At 52.2% G+C, this 19,404-nt stretch carries 18 protein-coding genes; 6 read left to right on the top strand and 12 right to left on the bottom strand.

Annotation, left to right across the window (positions count from 1 at the left end):
- The first annotated feature begins 84 nt into the window (after positions 1-84).
- Positions 85-618: a disulfide bond formation protein DsbB gene (gene dsbB, locus ATY27_RS13330; RefSeq protein WP_208931121.1), complete on the top strand. Its 534-nt coding sequence runs from the start codon at positions 85-87 to the stop codon at positions 616-618.
- A 59-nt stretch (positions 619-677) separates the two neighbouring features.
- On the opposite strand, the gene ATY27_RS13325 is transcribed toward dsbB, so the two are convergent.
- The 3 genes from ATY27_RS13325 to ATY27_RS13315 all read right to left on the bottom strand — a co-directional run bounded on the left by ATY27_RS13325 (position 678) and on the right by ATY27_RS13315 (position 2,815).
- On the bottom strand, positions 678-1,292 hold the full coding sequence (locus ATY27_RS13325; RefSeq protein WP_208931120.1) for an FKBP-type peptidyl-prolyl cis-trans isomerase: 615 nt from the start codon (positions 1,290-1,292) through the stop codon (positions 678-680).
- A 120-nt stretch (positions 1,293-1,412) separates the two neighbouring features.
- A complete protein-coding gene (locus tag ATY27_RS13320; RefSeq protein ID WP_208931119.1) occupies positions 1,413-1,685 on the bottom strand; it encodes a YfcL family protein in 273 nt (90 codons plus the stop codon).
- A complete protein-coding gene (locus tag ATY27_RS13315) occupies positions 1,685-2,815 on the bottom strand; it encodes an ATP-NAD kinase family protein (RefSeq protein ID WP_208931118.1) in 1,131 nt (376 codons plus the stop codon). The genes ATY27_RS13320 and ATY27_RS13315 overlap by 1 nt, the downstream gene beginning before the upstream one ends.
- A 132-nt stretch (positions 2,816-2,947) precedes the next feature.
- Between ATY27_RS13315 and ATY27_RS13310 the strand changes: the two genes are divergently transcribed.
- Entirely contained in the window at positions 2,948-4,408 is a 1,461-nt protein-coding gene (locus ATY27_RS13310) for a coniferyl aldehyde dehydrogenase (protein ID WP_208931117.1), read from the top strand.
- Here the strand turns inward: ATY27_RS13310 and ATY27_RS13305 are convergent.
- The 3 genes from ATY27_RS13305 to prmB all read right to left on the bottom strand — a co-directional run bounded on the left by ATY27_RS13305 (position 4,334) and on the right by prmB (position 7,642).
- Positions 4,334-5,503 (bottom strand): MFS transporter, encoded by a 1,170-nt coding sequence (locus ATY27_RS13305; RefSeq protein WP_208931116.1) that lies wholly within the window; start codon positions 5,501-5,503, stop codon positions 4,334-4,336. The two genes, ATY27_RS13310 and ATY27_RS13305, sit on opposite strands and share 75 nt — an antisense overlap.
- Before the next feature lie 72 nt (positions 5,504-5,575).
- Positions 5,576-6,688 (bottom strand): chorismate synthase, encoded by a 1,113-nt coding sequence (gene aroC / locus ATY27_RS13300; protein WP_208931115.1) that lies wholly within the window; start codon positions 6,686-6,688, stop codon positions 5,576-5,578.
- Positions 6,689-6,691: 3 nt separating this feature from the next.
- Positions 6,692-7,642 (bottom strand): 50S ribosomal protein L3 N(5)-glutamine methyltransferase, encoded by a 951-nt coding sequence (gene prmB / locus ATY27_RS13295; protein WP_208931114.1) that lies wholly within the window; start codon positions 7,640-7,642, stop codon positions 6,692-6,694.
- A gap of 34 nt (positions 7,643-7,676) precedes the next feature.
- Here prmB and smrB point away from each other — a divergent pair, with 34 nt between their 5' ends.
- Entirely contained in the window at positions 7,677-8,207 is a 531-nt protein-coding gene (gene smrB / locus ATY27_RS13290; RefSeq protein ID WP_208931113.1) for an endonuclease SmrB, read from the top strand.
- A 22-nt stretch (positions 8,208-8,229) separates the two neighbouring features.
- Here smrB and sixA read toward each other — a convergent pair whose 3' ends face one another.
- Positions 8,230-8,718 carry a phosphohistidine phosphatase SixA gene (gene sixA, locus ATY27_RS13285; RefSeq protein ID WP_208931112.1) on the bottom strand — a complete coding sequence of 163 codons (489 nt, stop codon included), beginning with the start codon at positions 8,716-8,718 and terminating at the stop codon, positions 8,230-8,232.
- Positions 8,719-8,890: 172 nt separating this feature from the next.
- On the opposite strand from sixA, the gene ATY27_RS13280 reads away from it, so the two are divergent.
- Together ATY27_RS13280 and ATY27_RS13275 are read left to right on the top strand one after the other, a co-directional pair.
- The gene (locus tag ATY27_RS13280; protein ID WP_208931111.1) at positions 8,891-11,665 is read left to right on the top strand and encodes an insulinase family protein; all 2,775 of its coding nucleotides are present in this window, start codon (positions 8,891-8,893) and stop codon (positions 11,663-11,665) included.
- A gap of 55 nt (positions 11,666-11,720) precedes the next feature.
- Entirely contained in the window at positions 11,721-13,964 is a 2,244-nt protein-coding gene (locus ATY27_RS13275) for a GGDEF and EAL domain-containing protein (RefSeq protein ID WP_244151308.1), read from the top strand.
- An 87-nt stretch (positions 13,965-14,051) separates the two neighbouring features.
- On the opposite strand, the gene ATY27_RS13270 is transcribed toward ATY27_RS13275, so the two are convergent.
- The gene (locus tag ATY27_RS13270) at positions 14,052-14,210 is read right to left on the bottom strand and encodes a hypothetical protein (protein ID WP_208931110.1); all 159 of its coding nucleotides are present in this window, start codon (positions 14,208-14,210) and stop codon (positions 14,052-14,054) included.
- Positions 14,211-14,249: 39 nt separating this feature from the next.
- Positions 14,250-14,597, bottom strand: coding sequence for a DUF413 domain-containing protein (locus ATY27_RS13265; protein WP_208931109.1), 348 nt, complete (start codon positions 14,595-14,597; stop codon positions 14,250-14,252).
- A 129-nt stretch (positions 14,598-14,726) separates the two neighbouring features.
- Here ATY27_RS13265 and ATY27_RS20060 point away from each other — a divergent pair, with 129 nt between their 5' ends.
- Positions 14,727-15,497: a LysR family transcriptional regulator gene (locus ATY27_RS20060; RefSeq protein ID WP_244151307.1), complete on the top strand. Its 771-nt coding sequence runs from the start codon at positions 14,727-14,729 to the stop codon at positions 15,495-15,497.
- Between the two features lie 10 nt (positions 15,498-15,507).
- On the opposite strand, the gene ATY27_RS13255 is transcribed toward ATY27_RS20060, so the two are convergent.
- From ATY27_RS13255 to fadI, 3 genes are all read right to left on the bottom strand, one after another.
- On the bottom strand, positions 15,508-15,702 hold the full coding sequence (locus ATY27_RS13255) for a hypothetical protein (protein WP_208931108.1): 195 nt from the start codon (positions 15,700-15,702) through the stop codon (positions 15,508-15,510).
- 84 nt (positions 15,703-15,786) lie between these two features.
- Entirely contained in the window at positions 15,787-17,913 is a 2,127-nt protein-coding gene (gene fadJ / locus ATY27_RS13250) for a fatty acid oxidation complex subunit alpha FadJ (protein WP_208931107.1), read from the bottom strand.
- Positions 17,913-19,223 carry an acetyl-CoA C-acyltransferase FadI gene (fadI, locus tag ATY27_RS13245; RefSeq protein WP_208931106.1) on the bottom strand — a complete coding sequence of 437 codons (1,311 nt, stop codon included), beginning with the start codon at positions 19,221-19,223 and terminating at the stop codon, positions 17,913-17,915. Before fadI ends, fadJ begins: the two co-directional genes overlap by 1 nt.
- Positions 19,224-19,404: the final 181 nt, after the last annotated feature.

Raw genomic sequence — 19,404 nt, 5'->3', positions numbered from 1 at the left:
GCCAAGGACGCAGAGGTTGTGTTCAAAAGCGATTTGCCTTAGATTGTGCGCTGGAAATAAGTCCTTCTGGATAAAGGAAATCAGATGTTTGCCGCTGTTTCACGCTTGCCTTTTAAAGCCTGGCCCTGGCTACTGATGTCGGCATTAGCCGGCGCCTTGTTGATTACTGCATTGTATTTTCAATACATGATGGGGCTGGCACCCTGCATGATGTGTGTTTATCAACGTTTTGCGATTGTCGGCATTTTACTCAGCGGACTGGTTGGCGCCTTTGGTTGCCAATACTCATTTGTGCGCTGGCTGGCGTACGCGGGATGGCTGCTGAGTAGTGGCTGGGGTTTAAAAATCGCTCATGACCAGGTGTTAGAAGAGCAACTGGTGCAAAGTGGCGGCTTTTCCAGCTGCAGTATTTTCCCGGATTTCCCGGCCTGGTTACCACTGCACGAATGGATCCCAGAGGTATTTAAACCAACCGGCATGTGCGGTGAAGTCCTGTGGACTTTCCTCGGTTATTCGATGCCATTCTGGATGCGCATCACTTTTGCACTGTTTTTTATCGCCGGCCTGGTGGTGATCGCCAGCCAGCTGAAAAAACATAAATACAATCCGTACGATTAGACCGTTTGCTATTTGCCATAAAAAAACCGCCTGCTGGCGGTTTTTTATGGCAATGGAAATTACAGGATTTCCAGCAACTCTACATCAAAAATCAGCGCGCTGTATGGCTTGATTGCACCACCGGCACCACGCTCGCCATAGGCCAGGTTGTGTGGGATATACAGACGGTATTTCGCGCCAACCGGCATCAGTTGCAGCGCTTCGGTCCAACCGGCGATGACGCCTGATACCGGGAACTCTGCTGGCTGACCGCGATTATAAGAACTGTCAAATACAGTGCCATCGATCAGCGTGCCATGGTAATGCGTACGGACTTTGTCGGCTCGCGTTGGTTTTGCACCTGAACCGGCGTTCAGCACTTCGTATTGTAAACCAGACTCGGTCACAACGATGCCGGCTTTGGTCGCGTTTTCTGCAAGAAATGCTTCGCCCACTGCGGCGGCAACCTGCGCCTTGGCAGATTCAGCTTCTTGCATCCGGCCACTGATCACCTGAAATGCAGCACGGATCTGATCTTCACTAACTTCCGGCTCATCACCGTAGAATGCCGCAGCAAGACCTGCAGCAACGGCTGCGATATCAAGGCCATCAAACGGATTGTCGGCCAGTTGTTGGCCCATTTGCAGGCCGATGCCATAACTGGCATGTTGTTCTAAAGTAGTCAGATCTGACATAAGGTTCACTTATTGTTGAGGCGGACTGGCCGATTTTTTGGCGTGATCCGCAGGGTTCAAGGCAGCTACTGCCGCCAGAAAAAACGGTATGCTAACGTAATCAACTGCAGTTGTCTTGCCTCAGGCTGACAAATGCCGCCAGATCTGCTGCACCAGTGCAGCATCTGCGTCATTAAGCTCACCTGCGGCGATCGCACTGTGCAGACTATCCTCGACGGCCAATACAATCTGACTGACGCTAAAAGGCTGGTCTTCCAGCTGCAAACGGCCGACGGCTAAATCAACATGCCCACGTAAATAGCCTTGAGCAAATAATTCATCGTCACTGGCGGTCGCCACTGCGTCATCAAAAAAAGCCGCACAACGGCTGATAAAATCGACTGTCTGTTGCATTAGTCTTCGGCCCCCAGCCGGTACATCACATAATCGTTATAACCACACAGCACACGCACCATGCCACTGAGTTGTTGATCCAGCACCGCATCGCCGGAGTCGCTGATCAGCGGCCGGCCATCAAGCTGCTGAATTTTGCTTTTGGTGGCAAGCAGCCGGATGTTATTGCGTCCGACCGCCCGGATCACAGCCGGTGACAGCTGCTGATTGCCCCGGCCAAATATATGCCCCTGCCCGCCAATCAGCGTGATCACCAGCTGCGCAGGCACATCTGTTACCAGCTCCAGCAGCTGCGCGGCGGTGACATCTGCAGCGATCACAGCGCCATTCTCAACCACATCAACACCCAACAAAGTATTGGGTAAACCCAGTTCCTGCATGACGGCCGCAACAGTGGAGCCGGATCCCATCACATAACGAACATCAGGTTCCATTTGCGCGACAAAAAATGCGGCCAAATCATCCAGTACCAGTTCTTCCGATTCTTTGCCCGCCGTTTTGACACTTTGTACATAACGCAGCGCCGTCGGAATTTGCATCTCGCCGTAGCGTTTCGCCCGCACCGTACCCTGGCGAAACGCGACTTCGTCGATATCCATCACCAGTGCATCCTGCACTGACAACAGTTCTCCACGCACCATTTGCGCGACGACTTTCCCGGCCGCTGCAGGCGTGATGGCATAAACACCCGAGTGGATTTTACAGCCGGCCGGAATGCCAAGAACGGTCGTGCTATCGCCAATGGCGTGACAGATATTCCTTGCTGTGCCATCGCCACCGGCAAACAGCAGCAGATCAACGCCAGCTTGTGCTAACAACTGCGCCGCCTGTTCGCTGTCCTGAGCGGTCGACGGTTCCTGCGCAGCCTGACATAACACCTCAGTGTCAAAACCAAGTGCCAGCGCCACAGCTTCGCCCATCGCGCCAGCTACCGTTTTAATCCGGATCTGTGCCTGCCACGGCAATAATTCCTCTAGCGCCAATCGGGCGCGTTGCTGCGCCATTGGCACTGCACCCCGTGCTAAGGCTTCTGCAGCAACATCGTCACTGCCCTTGAGCGCGACTGCGCCACCTAAACCGGCGTAAGGATTGACGATTAAACCGAGTCGAAATATCGGTAACCTATCCATCAGGCTCCCCTGTTCAGCCAAAAAAATGCGGCATTGTAACGTTGGCTGGGAAGCTTGCCCAGCATCTGATTGAGTTTGTTGCTGCGCTCCAGTAGATTAGAGAATATTCGTTTATTGGCCGGACCAGTCCTGATGTTACTTGAGACCCAATTCGCGCAACTGCGCAAAAGTTTTTATCACGATCCAAGCCCTGCGTATGCAGCAAGAAAACTCTGTCTGAAAACATTGCGAATCCAGCTACTGGCTGCTCAGGCTGAGCTGTATCGGGCGGCTGCGGCCGATTTCGGTCAACGCAGCGCCTCTGAGACACGTCTGCTCGAAGTATTGCCCAGTATCAACAGTATCGATTACAGCCTGCGCCGGCTAAAAGGCTGGATGAAGCCACAACGGCGCCATGTCGGCATGCTGTTCTGGCCGGCCAGCAACCACGTGGAATACCAGCCACTGGGAGTGGTCGGCATTATAGTGCCGTGGAATTATCCGATATTTCTGGCGTTGGGTCCTTTGGTAGCCGCGATCAGTGCGGGCAATAAAGTGATGCTGAAATTGTCCGAATTTACGCCAGAAATCAATAAAGTCTTGCGACAAATCTGTCAGACGGCATTGGCTGGGCATGTGGTGGTGATTGAAGGCGATGCCACGGTGGCCGCCGAATTCAGCCAGTTACCATTTGACCACCTGCTGTTTACCGGCTCCACTGCGGTTGGTCGTCATGTGATGCAGGCGGCGGCACAGCATCTGACGCCTGTGACACTGGAACTAGGCGGGAAGTCGCCGGTATTGATCGGGCCGGACATCCACTTTTATGACTATGCCGATCGGGTAATTTTTGGTAAATGTGCCAATGGCGGCCAGACTTGCGTGGCACCGGATTACCTGCTGGTTCCGGCTGGCAAAGAACAACGGGCTGCCGAAAAGTTACGCGCACACTATCAGCAGATGTACCCACAAGGCTGCCAAAGTGCGGACTGGACTTCAGTGATTAATCCCCGCCAATGGCAACGCCTGCAACAAGGTTTGCAAGATGCTGCAGCTGCCGGTGCCCAGATCATTTCCTGTGGGCAGCCAGTGAATGCCGATGATCCGCTGCGCCGGATGGACTTGCAGCTAGTCCTCAATGCCCCCCTCGATACACCATTATGGCAGCAGGAGATCTTTGGCCCAGTACTGCCAATTTATGGCTATCGCAGTACCAAAGAAGCGATTGAATTTATCCGGGCACGGCCCCGGCCGTTGGCGTTTTACCTGTTTAGTCAGGACAAAGAGTTGCAACAACGCTGCCGCGAGCAAATTCATGCCGGCGGTGTTTGTATTAACGATACGCTGGTCCATGTTGGCCAGGACGATTTGCCATTTGGCGGCGTGGGTCCATCCGGCATGGGGCATTATCACGGCAAAGAAGGCTTTTTAACCTTCAGCCATGCCAAAGCAGTGCATCAAAAAGGCCGTTTCTCCAGCGGCATGTTTGGCTATCCACAGCGCCGGGCCAAGTTGCTCGACAAGGTGCTGGATTTTTGGTTAGGTTACCGCATCAGCGACGCCGAGCGGCCGGATGATACGCGGCAGGCCGAGCACCAGCAGAAAGGCAATTAAACATGCGCCGGCAGCCCAGCCAAAACTGAGCTGACTGCCGGCCCCATCCTGCCACGTCCAGCCAGCAATATATGCGCCAAGCGCGCCGCCACCACCATAAATCAACCCGGCATACAGCGCCTGACCTCGGCCACGTTGCGCTGGTGGGAAAAATTGCTGAATAAATTGCATAGCGCAGCTATGTGCCACCGCAAAACTGAATGCATGCAACAACATCGAAGCCGCCAGCACATAAGGCAAATGACCGAACCATCCCACAACGGCCCAGCGCAGCGCGGTCAGCAGATAACAGGCGCCAAGCAACAGCGTATAACTACGCTGGCCCAAAATTTTGCCGGCATAAAAAAACGCCACGACTTCAGCCGCCACCGCCAATGCAATCAACAGGCCTGAGGCTGTACCGCTATAGCCTAAATCCCGGCAATACAAGGTAAAAAAGCCATAAAACGGCGCAAAGCTCAACTGTAGCAAAAAGGCCGCGAACATAAATAACACAAAGGGCCGGTGCAGCCAAAGGGTGCGAAATTTTATCGCCACCTCGGTGCTGGCGGCCTTTAGCGAAAATGCCGGTAATTGCCACAGCGCCACCAACATCAACAACAAAAATAACAAGGCGCCACCGGGTAAAAAGCCCGGTCCCAGTTGTTCCAGCGCCATGCCACTGCCGACCACCAACAAAATGTAGCCGACACTGCCGCTGGAGCGCACTTTACTGTAGCGGCCGGTATCGTTATTCAGATAGTGAAAAGCTGCCGATTCCAGTTGTGGCAAAATCGCGGTCCAGCACAAGCTGTACAGCGCCAGCCCCAACAGCAACATGTTATAACCGGCATCGACAAAAGTACTGCACCAGCCGAATGCCGCCAATACAGCGCCAAGGCGCATCACGCCGACCGGATCACCCCTTTTGGCGGCCAGCAGACTCCACAGATTAGGGCCGACAATCCGCATTGCCGTCACTATGGCAAGCAAGGTACCAATTTGTTGCGAATTGAGACCCCGATGGTCGAGAAAAATACCGATATACGGCACAAACACGCCCAATACGGCAAAATATGCCAGATAGGCCAGACTGAGACTTTGAGTCGGTTGCATACTGTTCCTGAAGAGCATCAACGACAACGGCTGACAGAGCAGCCGTTGTATTGATTAAAATACACGCGGAGTCTATTCCGCCTGTTGCCGCGCAATGGCCGCGATATCTGGTGTACTGACCTGCACCTGATGATTCTGCGCATGATGACGCAGGAAATGGTCCATCAACACAATCGCCAGCATCGCTTCGGCAATAGGCACCGCACGGATCCCAACACAAGGGTCGTGCCGGCCTTTTGTCACCAGTTCCACCGGCTCGCCGCTGGTGTTAATGCTCTGGCCCGGAATACTGATACTGGACGTTGGCTTTAACGCCATACTGACGCGAATGTCCTGCCCGGATGAGATACCTCCCAGCACGCCACCGGCGTGATTGGCGGTGAAGCCTTGCGGCGTCAGCGCATCACGATGCGTCGAGCCTTGTTGTTCCACTACGGCAAAACCATCACCGATCTCCACCGCTTTCACTGCGTTGATGCTCATCATCGCATGCGCGATATCGGCATCCAGCCGGTCAAACACTGGTTCGCCCCAGCCTACCGGCACATTGCTGGCAACCACATTGACGCGGGCGCCAACCGAATCACCGGATTTTTTCAAATCGCGCATGAAGCTGTCGAGCGCCTCGATTTTGTCCGGATCCGGGCAGAAAAAGTCGTTTAGTGCCACCTGTGCCCAATCGAGCTTTTCCGCTTTGACCGGTCCTAACTGCGCTAAATAACCACGCACTTCGATACCAAACCGTTGTTTCAAATACTGTTTGGCAATAGCGCCGGCCGCAACCCGCACTGCGGTTTCCCGCGCTGAAGAACGACCACCGCCGCGATAATCGCGGATACCGTATTTATGATGGTAGGTATAATCGGCATGACCTGGCCGGAACAAATCTTTGATATTCGAATAGTCCTGCGAGCGCTGGTCGGTGTTTTCAATCAGCAGGCCAATCGAGGCTCCGGTAGTGACACCCTCAAATACGCCTGACAGGATCTTCACCACATCATCTTCACGACGCTGAGTGGTATAACGTGAAGTCCCAGGCTTGCGCCGGTCCAGATCTAGCTGAATAGCGTCGAGATCCAGCACCAGTCCAGGCGGACAACCATCAACGATACCGCCGATGGCCGGGCCATGGCTTTCGCCAAATGTGGTTAAACGAAACAACTCACCGATACTGTTGCCGGCCATGGCTTACTCCTTAAAAAAAGCCTGATATTGCTGTAACTGTGCTTTGGTCAGCGCAAACACACCATGGCCGCCATTTTCAAATTCAATCCAGTCAAACGGCACCTGTGGAAACCGCTCCGCCAGCGCGACCATGCTGTTACCGACTTCACAAATCAGCACGCCATCGTCATTCAGATGCGCGGCAGCGTCCGCCAGAATACGCCGTGTTAATTCCAGACCGTCGTCACCAGAGGCAAGGCCCAGCTCCGGTTCATGGCGGAATTCGTCCGGCAAATCCGCCATATCTTCGGCATCAACATAAGGTGGATTGGTGACAATTAAATCGTAAGTCTGGCCTGGGATTGCATCATAACCATCAGACAGGATTGGATAGACACGCTGATAAAGGCCGTGTTGGTCAATATTGATGTCTGCAACTGTTAAAGCATCTTCGCTGATATCAATCGCATCCACTTCAGCATCAGGCAGATAATGCGCACAGGCAATAGCGATACAACCGGAACCGGTACATAAATCGAGGATACGGCCTGGCGGATTGTGCGGGAACCAACGTGAAAATTGTTGTTTAATCAGCTCAGCGATCGGTGAGCGTGGTACCAGCACCCGCTCGTCAACAAAAAATGGCAGTTCGGCAAAATACGCATGTTGAGTCAGATATGCCGCCGGCACCCGGCGTTCAATCCGTTGTTGCACTAAAGCAGCAAACTGGCGTTTTTCGGTGCGGGTCAGCCGTGTCGTTAACAGCACAGGGTCGGCAATATGGGTCAAATGCAACGTGAATGCCATCAGCATACCGGCTTCATCCCACGGATTGTCGGTGCCATGACCAAAATACAGGTCCGCGGCATTAAACTGGCTGACGGCAAAACGCAGCCAGTCGTGAATACTATGTAAATCAGTGATCGCTTCGTCGATTAATTCCGCGGTCAGTGGTGAAGTTTGTGGTTCAGTCATTTCTTTAAGTGTGCTCTTTGGATAGACTTGCGCGATGCGAAAAACGCCCTCTTTAACCGATCAGGATATTCAGCTGTTCCGCGATGCGATCTCGGGTGCCCGCCCTATGGCGCAGGACAAGATAACGCTGACCCCGCCACGCAGCAAGAAAAAATCCGCCATCAAGACGTCTGAAAGTCAGCCGGCCGCCAGTTTATTCTATTTTTCTGATGAATACGAAGGTTATCAGTTTGATGGCGCTACGGTCAGCTATGTCCAGCCCGGTGAAGATTTGCATCTGGCAAAAAATTTAAAACGCGGCGAATTTCAGCCCGGCGTGGTGCTGGACTTACATGGACTGAGTCAGCAGGATGCCAAACATGAACTGGCAGGGCTATTGGATTATTGTCAGCAGGAACATCTGAACTGCGCTTGTGTGGTGCACGGCAAAGGCAGTGGTTTGTTAGCGCGGCGTGTACCGAACTGGCTTATTCAGCATCCAAATGTGCGGGCTTTTCACACGGCTCCGACCCATTGGGGCCGGGATGGCGCATTACTGGTGCTGTTAAAAACGCCGGATAAATAGCCGGCATCCACGTTGGAGCGGGTCAGGTCCGCAGCAGGCTTAAATCAGCCGGCGCAATTTTTTCCAGTAAGGTACCATGACCGCCGGTGCTGTAATCGATACAAGCTAACGACGCGGTGTCAAAGATTGGGGTGTTACCGGATTTTGTGAAGGTTTCGACCAGAAAACTGACCAGAGGCATGTGTGATACCAGCAGGATCCGTGCATCAGGTGTCTGGCTCAGCAATGCATCGACATACAACTGCACCTGATGGCAATCGCCATCGGGCACCAGCTCCGGTAAAGTCTGCAATTGCGTTGTGTTCCCTTGCTGTGCCAACATCAGCTTTGCGGTTTGTTGGGTTCGCACATAGGGGCTTGCCAGCACGTAATCAAACTGTGGGTAGACTGTAGTCAACCACTGTGCCATCTGACTGACTTCGGCTTCACCTCGTGCATTGAGTTGCCGTTGACTATCCTGACTGCTTTGCGCCACCGCTTCACCGTGTCGCATGATAACCAGATTGACCATTGTATACACCATCAACAACTTCGCGCCCAACGCGAAAAGAGTGCGCTATGATAATGAAAGTTCATTGCGACAGTAACTGATAATAAAGCATAGATTTAAGTCTTTATATTCCTTAATAGTATGATGAGCTGCCGTATAACTCGTCGCATTTAGCCTGACAATGAGGCCTGATTTGAAAAAAACGCAACTCGTACAAAGCCCAGCCGACCATCGCCGTTATCATGCATTGACCCTGAATAATGGTTTGCGGGTGCTTTTCGTTGAACAGGCAGATGCAGAAAAAAGCGCTGCGGCCATGTCGGTAAATGTAGGCCATTTCGACGATCCGGCTGATCGGGAAGGTTTGGCGCATTTCCTCGAGCACCTGGTATTTCTCGGTTCGCAGCAATTCCCGGAACCCGGAGACTACGCGCAGTTTATCAGCGCGCATGGCGGCAGCCACAATGCCTGGACCGGCACCGAACACAGCTGTTTTTATTTTGATATCGAAGATGACGCTTTTGCTGCGGGGCTTGAACGTTTTGCCGATATGCTCGGCGCGCCGCTGTTTGCCGAAGCGTCGGTGCAAAAAGAACGGCAAGCCATCGAGGCCGAATTTTCGATGAAGCTGAAGGACGATGGCCGGCGCATTTACCAGGCGCACAAAGAAACGATTAATCCGGACCACCCTTTTGCCAAGTTTTCGGTCGGTAACCTGCAAACGCTGGACGACCGGCCGCATCAAAGCGCACAACAAGCGGTACAACAGTTTTATCAGCAACAATATAGTGCCAGCCGTATGTGTCTGGTGCTGGTGTCGGCGTTTCCGATCGAACATCAGCAGGCGCTGGCAGAACAGTATTTTCAGCAACTACCGGCGCATTTGCCGGCTAAAACCGCTCTGACCGCCCCGCTGTACCAACGCGAACATCTGGGTATTCAGCTGAATATTCAGCCGCATAAACCCACGCAGCGACTGGTGCTTAGTTTTGCCTTGCCCGACATTCAACCCTGGTACCCATATAAGGTCGTCAGTTTTCTTGCACATATCATTGGCGACGAAGGCCCTGGCTCATTATTAAGCGGGTTGAAACAACAGGGACTGGTCAACGCACTGAGTGCCGGCGGCGGGATCGATGGCAGTAATTACAAAGACTTCACGCTGGCGTTTGAACTGACCCATGCCGGCATGGCACAACGCGACCTGATCCTGCAAAGCTGCTTTGCTTTTTTTGCGCTGTTACGCCAGCAACCATTTCCGCTGCAATTATTTCAGGAGCGGCAACGCCTGATCCAATGGAGCTTCACCTATCAGGAACCTCGCGCCAGTTTGCAACTGGCCAGCGACTTAGCGGTGAATCTGCAGCATTATCCGCAACACGATTATATTTTTGGTGATTATCGGATGGAAACGCCGTCCGAGTCACTGTACCGGCAGTTGCTGAGTTATTTCCGCGCCGACAATTTGCGTGTGATGCTGATCGCGCCAGAAGTCAGCGTCAGTCAGCAGGCACGCTGGTACCATACCCCATATAGTGTCGAGCCACTGTCCGCAGAATTACTGACAGGTCTGGCCGAACAACAACCGCTACCTGGATATCAGTTGCCCGCCCCCAATCCCTATCTGGTGGGTCAGTTGCAACTGATTACGCTGAATGCACATCAGACGCAGCCGGTACAACTGGTCAATTCAGCCGACTTGTCGTTGTGGTTTAAAGCCGACACTGACTTTCATTCGCCCAAAGGCCATATTTTCGTGCAGTTAACGCTGCCTAATACTGTGCAGAATTTGACGCAGCTGGCCTTAACCAAACTGTGGCTGGAGCTATTCCTCGATCGGATTAACGAGCAATTTTATCCGGCGACGACAGCGGGCCTGAGTTACAACCTCTATGTGCAGCAACATGGTCTGACCTTGCATAGCAGCGGCCTGTCTGCCAATCAAATCACATTATTACAGGATTTGCTGACCGAGCTGAGTGATTTCAGCTTTGCCGAAGATCGTTTTCTCGAACTGCAATTTCAGTTGGTCAGACATTGGCGTGGCCAAATTAGTGGCAAGCCAATCAGCCAGCTGTTCAGTCAATTGTCGTCATTATTACAACCTCTGAACCCCGAAACGCAGCAGCTGGCACAATTGCTCGAACAAAGCAGTTTTGCCGAGTTCAATACCTTTTGTCAGCAGATCATGCAGCAGGTGCATGTTGAGGCCTTCATGTTAGGTAACTGGCATCCGGCAGATGCCAGTCTGCTGGAAAAAATGCTACGCCAGTGGCAGCAGCAAATCGATTCACCGGGTCGTCGGCTGCCGCGGCAAAGTTACAGTACGCAAAACAGTGGGCCTGTCTGGCTGCAACAGCAGCTGCAGCATGACGACCAGGCACTGGTGATCTATCTGCCGGCCAAAGATCGCAGCGCGGCGTCGATGGCTAAATTTATGCTGGCGAATCACCTGATTTCACCGGAGTACTTTCACGCCCTGCGCACTGAACAACAATTAGGTTATCTGGTCGGGACCGGTTATGTGCCGATGAACCAAAAGCCGGGCATGGCGTTTTATGTGCAATCTCCTAAAACGGCTGCCGCTGATTTGTATTACGCCACAGTGATTTTTTACCGCAAGTTTCTGGAAGAACTGCCAGAGATCCCGTTGTCAGAGTTCGATCAGATTAAAACCAGCCTGATCGCGCAAATCCGCGAGCGTGATACCAGCCTGGCGAGCCGCGCGAAACGGTTGTGGCTGGCGATTGGTCAGGGTGATTATCAATGTTCGTTGTCACAACGGATCCAGGATGAACTGGCAGCTTTGAGTCTCAACGATTTTTGCGATTTTTGTTACACATTATTAGCGCCGGAATATGATGCAGTTTTTCTGGCGACCGGGCCGGCGCCAACGCATAGTCTGATGCGCAGTAAAACTACTGCCGAACTGGCGGCAGAGCTGGAGCTGCGGACAGATTGGCTTTGACAGTCCAGGAGATTTTCTATAAGTTACCCAAAATGCCCGAAAGCTGCGTAGATGTGTGAAAAATAATAATAAAAAACTGTCTCTGTTGTGTTTGCCGGCCTTTATTGCCATGCCGGCTTTTGCGGTAGATCTGGACCATGCAATGCCTTATGTGTTGTCATCGATCCTGTTATTTTCCTTTGGTGCGCTGTTATTGGCCCACCTATCTATTCTGAAAATGCGCCGTTACCAAAGCCGTCTGGAACAAAGTGAAGAACGGCTGCGGTTGTCTTTATGGGGCAGTGGCGACGAATTGTGGGACTGGAATATTGCCTCCGGCAGTTTGTATCGTTCGAGTTCCTGGCAGCACCCGGTTGAATTAAAACCAGAAACCAACCAGTTTCCGCCCAATCGGGAACAAATTCATCCGCGCGATATTGAACGCGTCACCGAACAGCTTTATCAACACCTTGCCGGTGAAACCCCGTATTTTGAAGCTGCGTACCGGCTCAGAGCATCCGACGGCGGCTGGGTCTGGGTGTTAGACCGCGGCAAAGTCGTGTCCACCGATGCTGAAGGCGTCGCGACCCGGATGACGGGGACGCTAAAGAATATCCAATTACTGAAGCAGACCGAAGAGCGGCTGGAATTGTTTGCCCGCTGCCTGGAAAATATCTCTGATGCCGTGGTGATCTGTGACACCAATTTTATCGTGTTGGAAGTTAACCACTCGTTCAGCACTATCACCGGAAAAAGTCGCGAACAGGTGATTAAAAAGCCCTTTGATTTGGCGATGTACCCAAGCCGGTTTGTTCAGGATATCGGGCACACGTTACAGACGACCGGTAGCTGGCAAGGCGAAGTACAGGACCAGCGCATCAATGGTGAGGTGTACCAGGCTGAGCTCAATTTTGACATAGTCCGCGACGATCACGGCGTGCTGACACAGTTTGTCGCAGTGTTCTCTGACATTTCTGAGCGCAAAAAACGCGAAGCCGAGTTAAGCCGGCTGGCGAATTCTGACACCCTGACGGGCCTGCCAAACCGGGCGATGTTTTCGGCCGAACTGGGCCGGCTGGTAGAGCGGGAAGTTAAACATGCCCTGCTGGTGTTTGACCTTGATAACTTTAAGAAGATCAACGATTCACTCGGCCACCAGCTGGGGGATTCGCTGTTAATTAAATTGGCTGAACGCCTCAGTCAGATGACGCGGCAAAAAGAACGGCTTTATCGGCTCGGTGGCGACGAATTTGCGATTCTGTTGGAAAACACCAACGACATTCATACAATCACTACCATGGCAAAAGAGCTGATTAAACAAATTAATCAGCCGTTTTTTATTAGTCAGCATGAGCTGGCCGTGACCAGCAGTATCGGCATTGTGTTATATCCGGAAGATGGCCGCGATCCCGAAGCGTTGCTGCGTAATGCCGATACAGCGATGTATCATGCTAAAAGCGATGGCGCGAACCGCTACCTGTTTTTTAATGACAGCATGAACAAACTGGCAGTCAAACGTTTGCAGCTGGAAAACCTGATCCGCCATGGCCTGAAAGAAGATTTCTTCACGGTGTACTATCAGCCGAAAATGGATATTCTCAGTGGTCAGCTGGTTGGCATGGAAGCGCTGGTCCGTTTTATCACACCCAAACGCGGTTTAATCAGTCCTGCTTCATTTATTCCGGTATCTGAAGAAACCGGTCAAATTGTCGAAATCGGTGAAGTTGTCTTGCGCAAAGCCTGCCTGGACGTGAAACGCTGGATAGATCAGGGCCTGTTTCATGGCCGCGTAGCAGTCAACCTGTCGGTCAAGCAGTTTATGTTGCCTTATTTGTGTGAACAGATAGACGATGTGCTGCAGCAGACCGAACTGCCCTCCTATCACCTCGAGCTCGAAATCACTGAAGGCACTGTGATGCAATCGCCCAAAATGGCGATTGATACGATGAAAAAACTGCGCGCCCGCGGTATCCATCTGGCGATGGACGATTTTGGTACTGGTTATTCATCGCTGGCGTATTTAAAGCAGTTCCCGCTCAATACACTGAAAATAGACAAAGCTTTTATTGACGACATGAATACAGCGCGCGGACGCAATATGGTGGATACCATCGTCACTATCGCGCACAACCTGAGTCTGACAGTAGTCGCCGAAGGGGTGGAACAAGCCGAGCAACTGGCGCAACTGAAGCAACTGCGCTGCGAAATCATTCAGGGCTATTTTTACAGCAAGCCGCTGTCTGCCGCCGATTTCACTCAGTTCCTGCTGGACCAGAAGCAGAATAAACCGCGTCTTGCCGCAGTGCCGGTCTCGATCTGAACCCATTGACCTGATGGCATTGATTGCGAAAATAAAAAAAGAGCCGGAAGGCTCTTTTTTATACAGTGCACAGGTTTTGATGCAACTTCAGTCGCGACGTGCGTCGGGATCTATGCCCTGACGGATTTTTTCCATCCGCTCCTGGTGATTCAGCCACATTTTCAGGCCACCAATCGCGATACCCGCCAGCGGGATTAAAAACACCAGCACAGCCGGGTTTAATAAGCTCTTCAAAAATCCGTCCACACAAAAATCCTTCTGCTGCGACCGGTTACTCCGGCTCTGTTAATCGTTGTCTGTTTCGACGTAAGAAAAATCGTCACTGCCATCGGCAATACGTTTCTTACCAAACACGGTATGAAACTTACGTTTTTCCTGAATACGCTGCTTGTATTTCAGCCAGGCCTTTTCATAGACAGTTTCCGCTTCGGCTTCACCGCGCATGACCTGTAAAAAGCGTTGCTCTTCTTCGTTCACCGGCTGGCGCTGGCCTTCCTCCAGCTCCTGCATCGATGCACCGTGCTTCTCCAGCAGATTGCCCTCTGCTAACGTGAAGCGCCCTGACCGGGTAAACCCTTTCGGGAAGTTGCGGTCATCAAAAAAGCGACGTTTAGCCACAAAACTTTGCTGCATCACTTTTTTCCCCTGATCTCGTTGAATCTAAAGCTATCCCAATTAAACTGTGCGGAGTATGGTAAACAAAATTCCGCACGTAAAACAAATGTTTTTCATCGTGACCATAAAATATAATAAGGTTAATGCTTGGACACCGAACTACTGAAAACCTTCCTGGAAGTACAAAAAACCCGTCATTTTGGCAAAGCCGCAGACAATCTGTATTTAACTCAGTCCGCTGTCAGCTTTCGCATCCGGCAACTGGAGCAAAGTCTGGGGGTGGCATTGTTCAGTCGCCACCGTAATAACATCCAGTTGACCGAAGCCGGCGAACTGCTGTTACCCCATGCCGAAGCCGTGATCAGCGCACTACAGGCTGCCAGGACGCAATTACAGCAACAAAGCAGCCTGCCACAGCGATTGACCGTGGCGGTCGAACCGGGCTTGCAATATCTCGCCGCTGAATTACTGGAAGCCTTAGTGGTGAATATTGAGACTGCAGTGCATTTACAGGTACTTGATGCCACGACCGCCTGTAACAGGCAGTCTGACGTGGTGCTCTGTGCAAGCCAGGACAGCATTACAGATCCCGCATATAAAACAGTCCTGTGGCGCACGATAGTGCTGACTGCTGTGGGCCCGGCTGGCAGTACAGCACAGGCCGAAGGCCGGCTGGATTGGGTGGGTCGGTTACCGCAGCTCAGTAAAGCACCGTTGGCATTTTGCTGCAGCGATCCGAGGTTACTACGCCAATGGCTGGCGCGTAGTAATGGCACGGCATTTTTACCACAAGCACTGGCACAGGATCTGTGTCATACCGGCTTATATCAGCTGCTGGCGATGCCGGAGCAACAGATCAACGTGCAGTTATGGCTGCGGGACGGCGCACCGATCCGCTGGCAGGACCAACTGGTGTGAAACAACAGGATTATGGCCGGAACCAGTTTAGTTCGGGCCCCATCACCCGCCGGCGCGCCATACGACGGTGATTCAGAAATAACGGCACTGACACAGGGCCGGTCAAAAGCGCCAGCAATACCCAGGGCCAACTGCGTAAACCGGCCTTTTTTGCTTGCAGATAACACCACAAACTCACCAGTGGATGTAGGAATAACCACAGCACAGCTATACTCCAGGTGCAAAAAAACGCGGCATTATACAAAAAAACCGCAGCAAGCTGCGGTTTTTTTCAGCATCTAAGCAAGACTCAGTAAAAGGTCTTTTCCTGCTCCGCCAGCTCAAGCAACATCTTTGCCGGCGCAAAACGACTGCCAAACTGCGCTTCATAGCAGCGCAAATCTGCCACCAGATTACCAGCGCCCAGACTATCAATGTAACGGAACGGCCCTCCGAGGAACGGTGGGAAACCTATGCCGAAAATGGCACCGATATCACCGTCACGGGCAGAAGCAATAATGCCCTCTTCGAGGCAACGTACTGCTTCGTTCAGCATTTGAACCATACAACGTTTGCTAATTTGCTCGGTGCTTAAACGGCCATTAGGCTGCACACCCAACAGGCTATATACGCTGGTATCGACCTCTTTTCGGCCCTTTTTCGCGTTTTTACCGTATAGGTAAAAGCCTTTTTCGACTTTTTTGCCTTTACGGCCATCGGCGATCAACTTGTCAAAAGCGGCTGGAGCCTGAAAACGCTCGCCCAGTTCTTTTTGCAGAATAGGTGAAATTTTTGCGCCAACGTCGATACCAACCTCATCCAGTAACGTGATAGGACCGACCGGGAAGCCAAAACGGGTCAGGGCTTTATCAAGCTTCTCAACTGACTCACCTTCCAGCAGCAGATTCGCCGCTTCGTTCATATACAGCGCCAAAATCCGGTTCACATAAAAACCAGCACCGTCTTTGACCACAATCGGTGTTTTACCTTGTTTACGGGCAAAAGCGACGGTGGTAGCGATAGTCTCAGCTGAGGTTTTGTCATGTGCAATCACTTCAACCAGCGGCATTTTGTCGACCGGAGAAAAGTAGTGCAGACCGATGACGTTTTCCGGCCGCGCTGCTTTCGCCGCGATCTGACCAATCGGCAATGAGCTGGTGTTCGAAGCAAACACTGTATGTTCGCTGCAATGTTGTTCAATATCGGCGACCATTTGCTGTTTCAGTGCCAGATCTTCAAACACCGCTTCAATGACCAAATCCACATCGTGGAAGCCGGAATAATCCGTAGTACCGGTCAGCAGTGCCATTTGTTTTTGCAGCTCAGTTTTACTGATAAAACGTTTTTTAAACTTTTTATTCAGCAGGCTGAAGCTGTATTTCAGCGCATTGCCAATGCCGGTCTGATTGATATCTTTGATCCGCACTGGCACACCGGCTTTACCGGCCGTAACGTTGGCAATGCCGCCGCCCATCAGACCACCACCTAATACGGCAGCTTTTTTCACCTTGCGGGGCTTGGCATCACCGGCGCCGCTTTCTTTTTTCATCTGCGTGGTCGCGAAAAACAAATTGCGCAGGTTGGCCGACACTGGCGTCATGCACAACTCGCCAAAATGTGTCGCTTCAACTTCGAGGCCTTTTTGCATACCGGAATGCACACCAGCTTTGATCGCATCGATGATTTTCAGCGGTGCCGGGTAATGGCCTTGCGTTTTTGCCAGTGTTTGCTTTTCCGCCTGACTAAACAAAATGCCGCGACCAATCGACGTAAATTCCAGTAACTGACCTACTAATGGCAACTTCACTGGTTTTGAGCGGTCTGGCTTGCCCGCCAGCGCCATTTTCACCGCAGCCTCTAATAAAATGCTACGCGGTACTACCACATCGACCAAACCAGCTTTTTTTGCCTGAACTGCGCGCAACTGTTTGCCAGTCAGCATCATATCCAGCGCTTTTTGCAAACCGACCAGTTTTGGCAGACGCTGCGTGCCGCCGCTGCCCGGTAACAGACCCAGCTGCACTTCCGGCAGACCTAATACGGTTTTGTTGTCATCAGTCGCAACGCGGCCGTGACAGGCCATCGCCAATTCCAGACCACCGCCCAGGCATGGACCATGAATGGCCGCGATCAGCGGTATATGCAGTTTTTCCAGCTCGTTAAACATACGCTGACCCATGCTGGCGATCGCGGTTGCTTCCGCGGCCGTTTTGCATTTATCCAGCATGCTGATATCAGCACCAGCAATAAACGAATCGGCTTTGCCGCTGATAATCACCAAACCTTTGATGTTTTTGTTGCTGCGCACTTCATCGAGCACCGCCGCGATCTCGTCAGCAAACTCGGCTTTGAGCACATTCATGCTCTCGCCAAAGATATCCATCGTGATCACACCTACACCATCATCACGTTGGCTTAAGCTAAAAGTTGGCTGCATTATTCAGTCTCCACTATCATCGCGGCGCCAAGGCCACCAGCCGCGCAGGCGGTGGTCAGGCCGATACCGCCACCGCGGCGTTTTAATTCGTTTAAGGTTTGCGTGATGAGGCGAGTACCTGTCGCAGCAAATGGGTGGCCATAGGCCAGCGATCCACCGTTGACGTTAAATTTCGCCATATCAATGTCACCAATGGCTTCTGTGCGACCCAGTTTTTCTTCGGCAAATTTTTTCGAACCAAACATTTTCATATTGGCCAGAGCCTGGGCGGCAAAAGCTTCGTGCATCTCAATCAGAGTCAAATCAGACAGTTTCATGCCGGCGCGGTCTAAAGCCAGTGGTGTGGCGTACGAAGGGCCCATCAGCATATCTTCCCAGACGTCGATGGCAGCAAAAGCGTAACTGCGCACATAACCGAGAATTTCGTAGCCCATCGCTTTGGCGCGGCTTTCGGTCATCATCAGGACGGCAGATGCACCATCCGTCAGCGGTGTTGAAGTTGCGGCCGTCACAGTGCCGTAACTGCGATCAAACACTGGTTTTAATTTGGCATAAGATTCCAGCTTGGAATCGAGCCGAACGTTGTTATCGATTTCGAGGAATTTGTTGTAAGGCTCGACATGCGCCGCCATCACCTCGTCTTTCATCAGGCCATTTTGCCAGGCCAAAGCGGCCAGCGTATGCGACCGGTGCGCCATCGCATCCTGGTCCGCCCGGCTGATGCCGTGGCTTTTTGCCATTTGCTCTGCCGTGTCGCCCATCGACAAGCCTGTGGTGTACTCAGCAACCGCCGGCGGTACCGGCATTAAATCTTTCAAACCTAAGCGGCGGAAAATCGCCAGTTTCTGACCAAAGGTTCTGGCTTTGTTGACATCAACCAAAGCCCGCGCCAGATTTTTACTGACGCCAATCGGCAGCACTGAACTGGAATCAGCACCGCCGGCGATGGCGATTTCGGTAATGCCGGCCATCATACTTTCGGTGACGCTGACCACGGACTGGAAGCTGGTCGCGCAGGCCCGGGTGACACTGAATGCATCGGTGTGCACGTTCATACCGGTACCCAGTACGATTTCACGGGCGATATTCGGCGCTTCCGGCATCTGCACAACTTGACCGTAAACAACCTGATCAATTAACTTGGGGTCCAGCTCACTGCGGATCAGCAGTTCGTTGACGACCAGCTTGCCAAGCTCCAGTGCCGAAACACCGTGAAATTCGGTCGCCTGTTTGGCAAATGGTGTACGTAAACCACGGACGATGGCGATACGATCGCCCTGCCGGGTTCTGAGTTGAATGGGATTGGCCATAGAAGTCCTCTTTTGCTGGTCGTTACAGGTCTGACCTGTGATTTTTCCCGATTGTAGCGAGACTCCGACAAAATTAAAACACTTGTTTTAATCGTCGCCGCCCCCAGATCCGCGGAGTTGGTCTTAGCCTAGCCGCTTTTCATCGGATACGCATATGAAATCCCCCGTGATTTCATATAAA

Source organism: Rheinheimera sp. F8 (genome assembly GCF_001518915.1).
This window is presented reverse-complemented; position numbering and strand designations above follow the sequence as displayed.

Bases quoted from the DNA above. Each gene is read 5' to 3' on its own strand.
- dsbB (WP_208931121.1), top strand. From the start codon at position 85: ATGTTTGCCGCTGTTTCACGCTTGCCTTTTAAAGCCTGGCCCTGGCTA.
- ATY27_RS13325 (WP_208931120.1), bottom strand. From the start codon at position 1,292: ATGTCAGATCTGACTACTTTAGAACAACATGCCAGTTATGGCATCGGC.
- ATY27_RS13320 (WP_208931119.1), bottom strand. From the start codon at position 1,685: ATGCAACAGACAGTCGATTTTATCAGCCGTTGTGCGGCTTTTTTTGAT.
- ATY27_RS13315 (WP_208931118.1), bottom strand. From the start codon at position 2,815: ATGGATAGGTTACCGATATTTCGACTCGGTTTAATCGTCAATCCTTAC.
- ATY27_RS13310 (WP_208931117.1), top strand. From the start codon at position 2,948: ATGTTACTTGAGACCCAATTCGCGCAACTGCGCAAAAGTTTTTATCAC.
- ATY27_RS13305 (WP_208931116.1), bottom strand. From the start codon at position 5,503: ATGCAACCGACTCAAAGTCTCAGTCTGGCCTATCTGGCATATTTTGCC.
- aroC (WP_208931115.1), bottom strand. From the start codon at position 6,688: ATGGCCGGCAACAGTATCGGTGAGTTGTTTCGTTTAACCACATTTGGC.
- prmB (WP_208931114.1), bottom strand. From the start codon at position 7,642: ATGACTGAACCACAAACTTCACCACTGACCGCGGAATTAATCGACGAA.
- smrB (WP_208931113.1), top strand. From the start codon at position 7,677: ATGCGAAAAACGCCCTCTTTAACCGATCAGGATATTCAGCTGTTCCGC.
- sixA (WP_208931112.1), bottom strand. From the start codon at position 8,718: ATGGTCAATCTGGTTATCATGCGACACGGTGAAGCGGTGGCGCAAAGC.
- ATY27_RS13265 (WP_208931109.1), bottom strand. From the start codon at position 14,597: ATGCAGCAAAGTTTTGTGGCTAAACGTCGCTTTTTTGATGACCGCAAC.
- fadJ (WP_208931107.1), bottom strand. From the start codon at position 17,913: ATGCAGCCAACTTTTAGCTTAAGCCAACGTGATGATGGTGTAGGTGTG.
- fadI (WP_208931106.1), bottom strand. From the start codon at position 19,223: ATGGCCAATCCCATTCAACTCAGAACCCGGCAGGGCGATCGTATCGCC.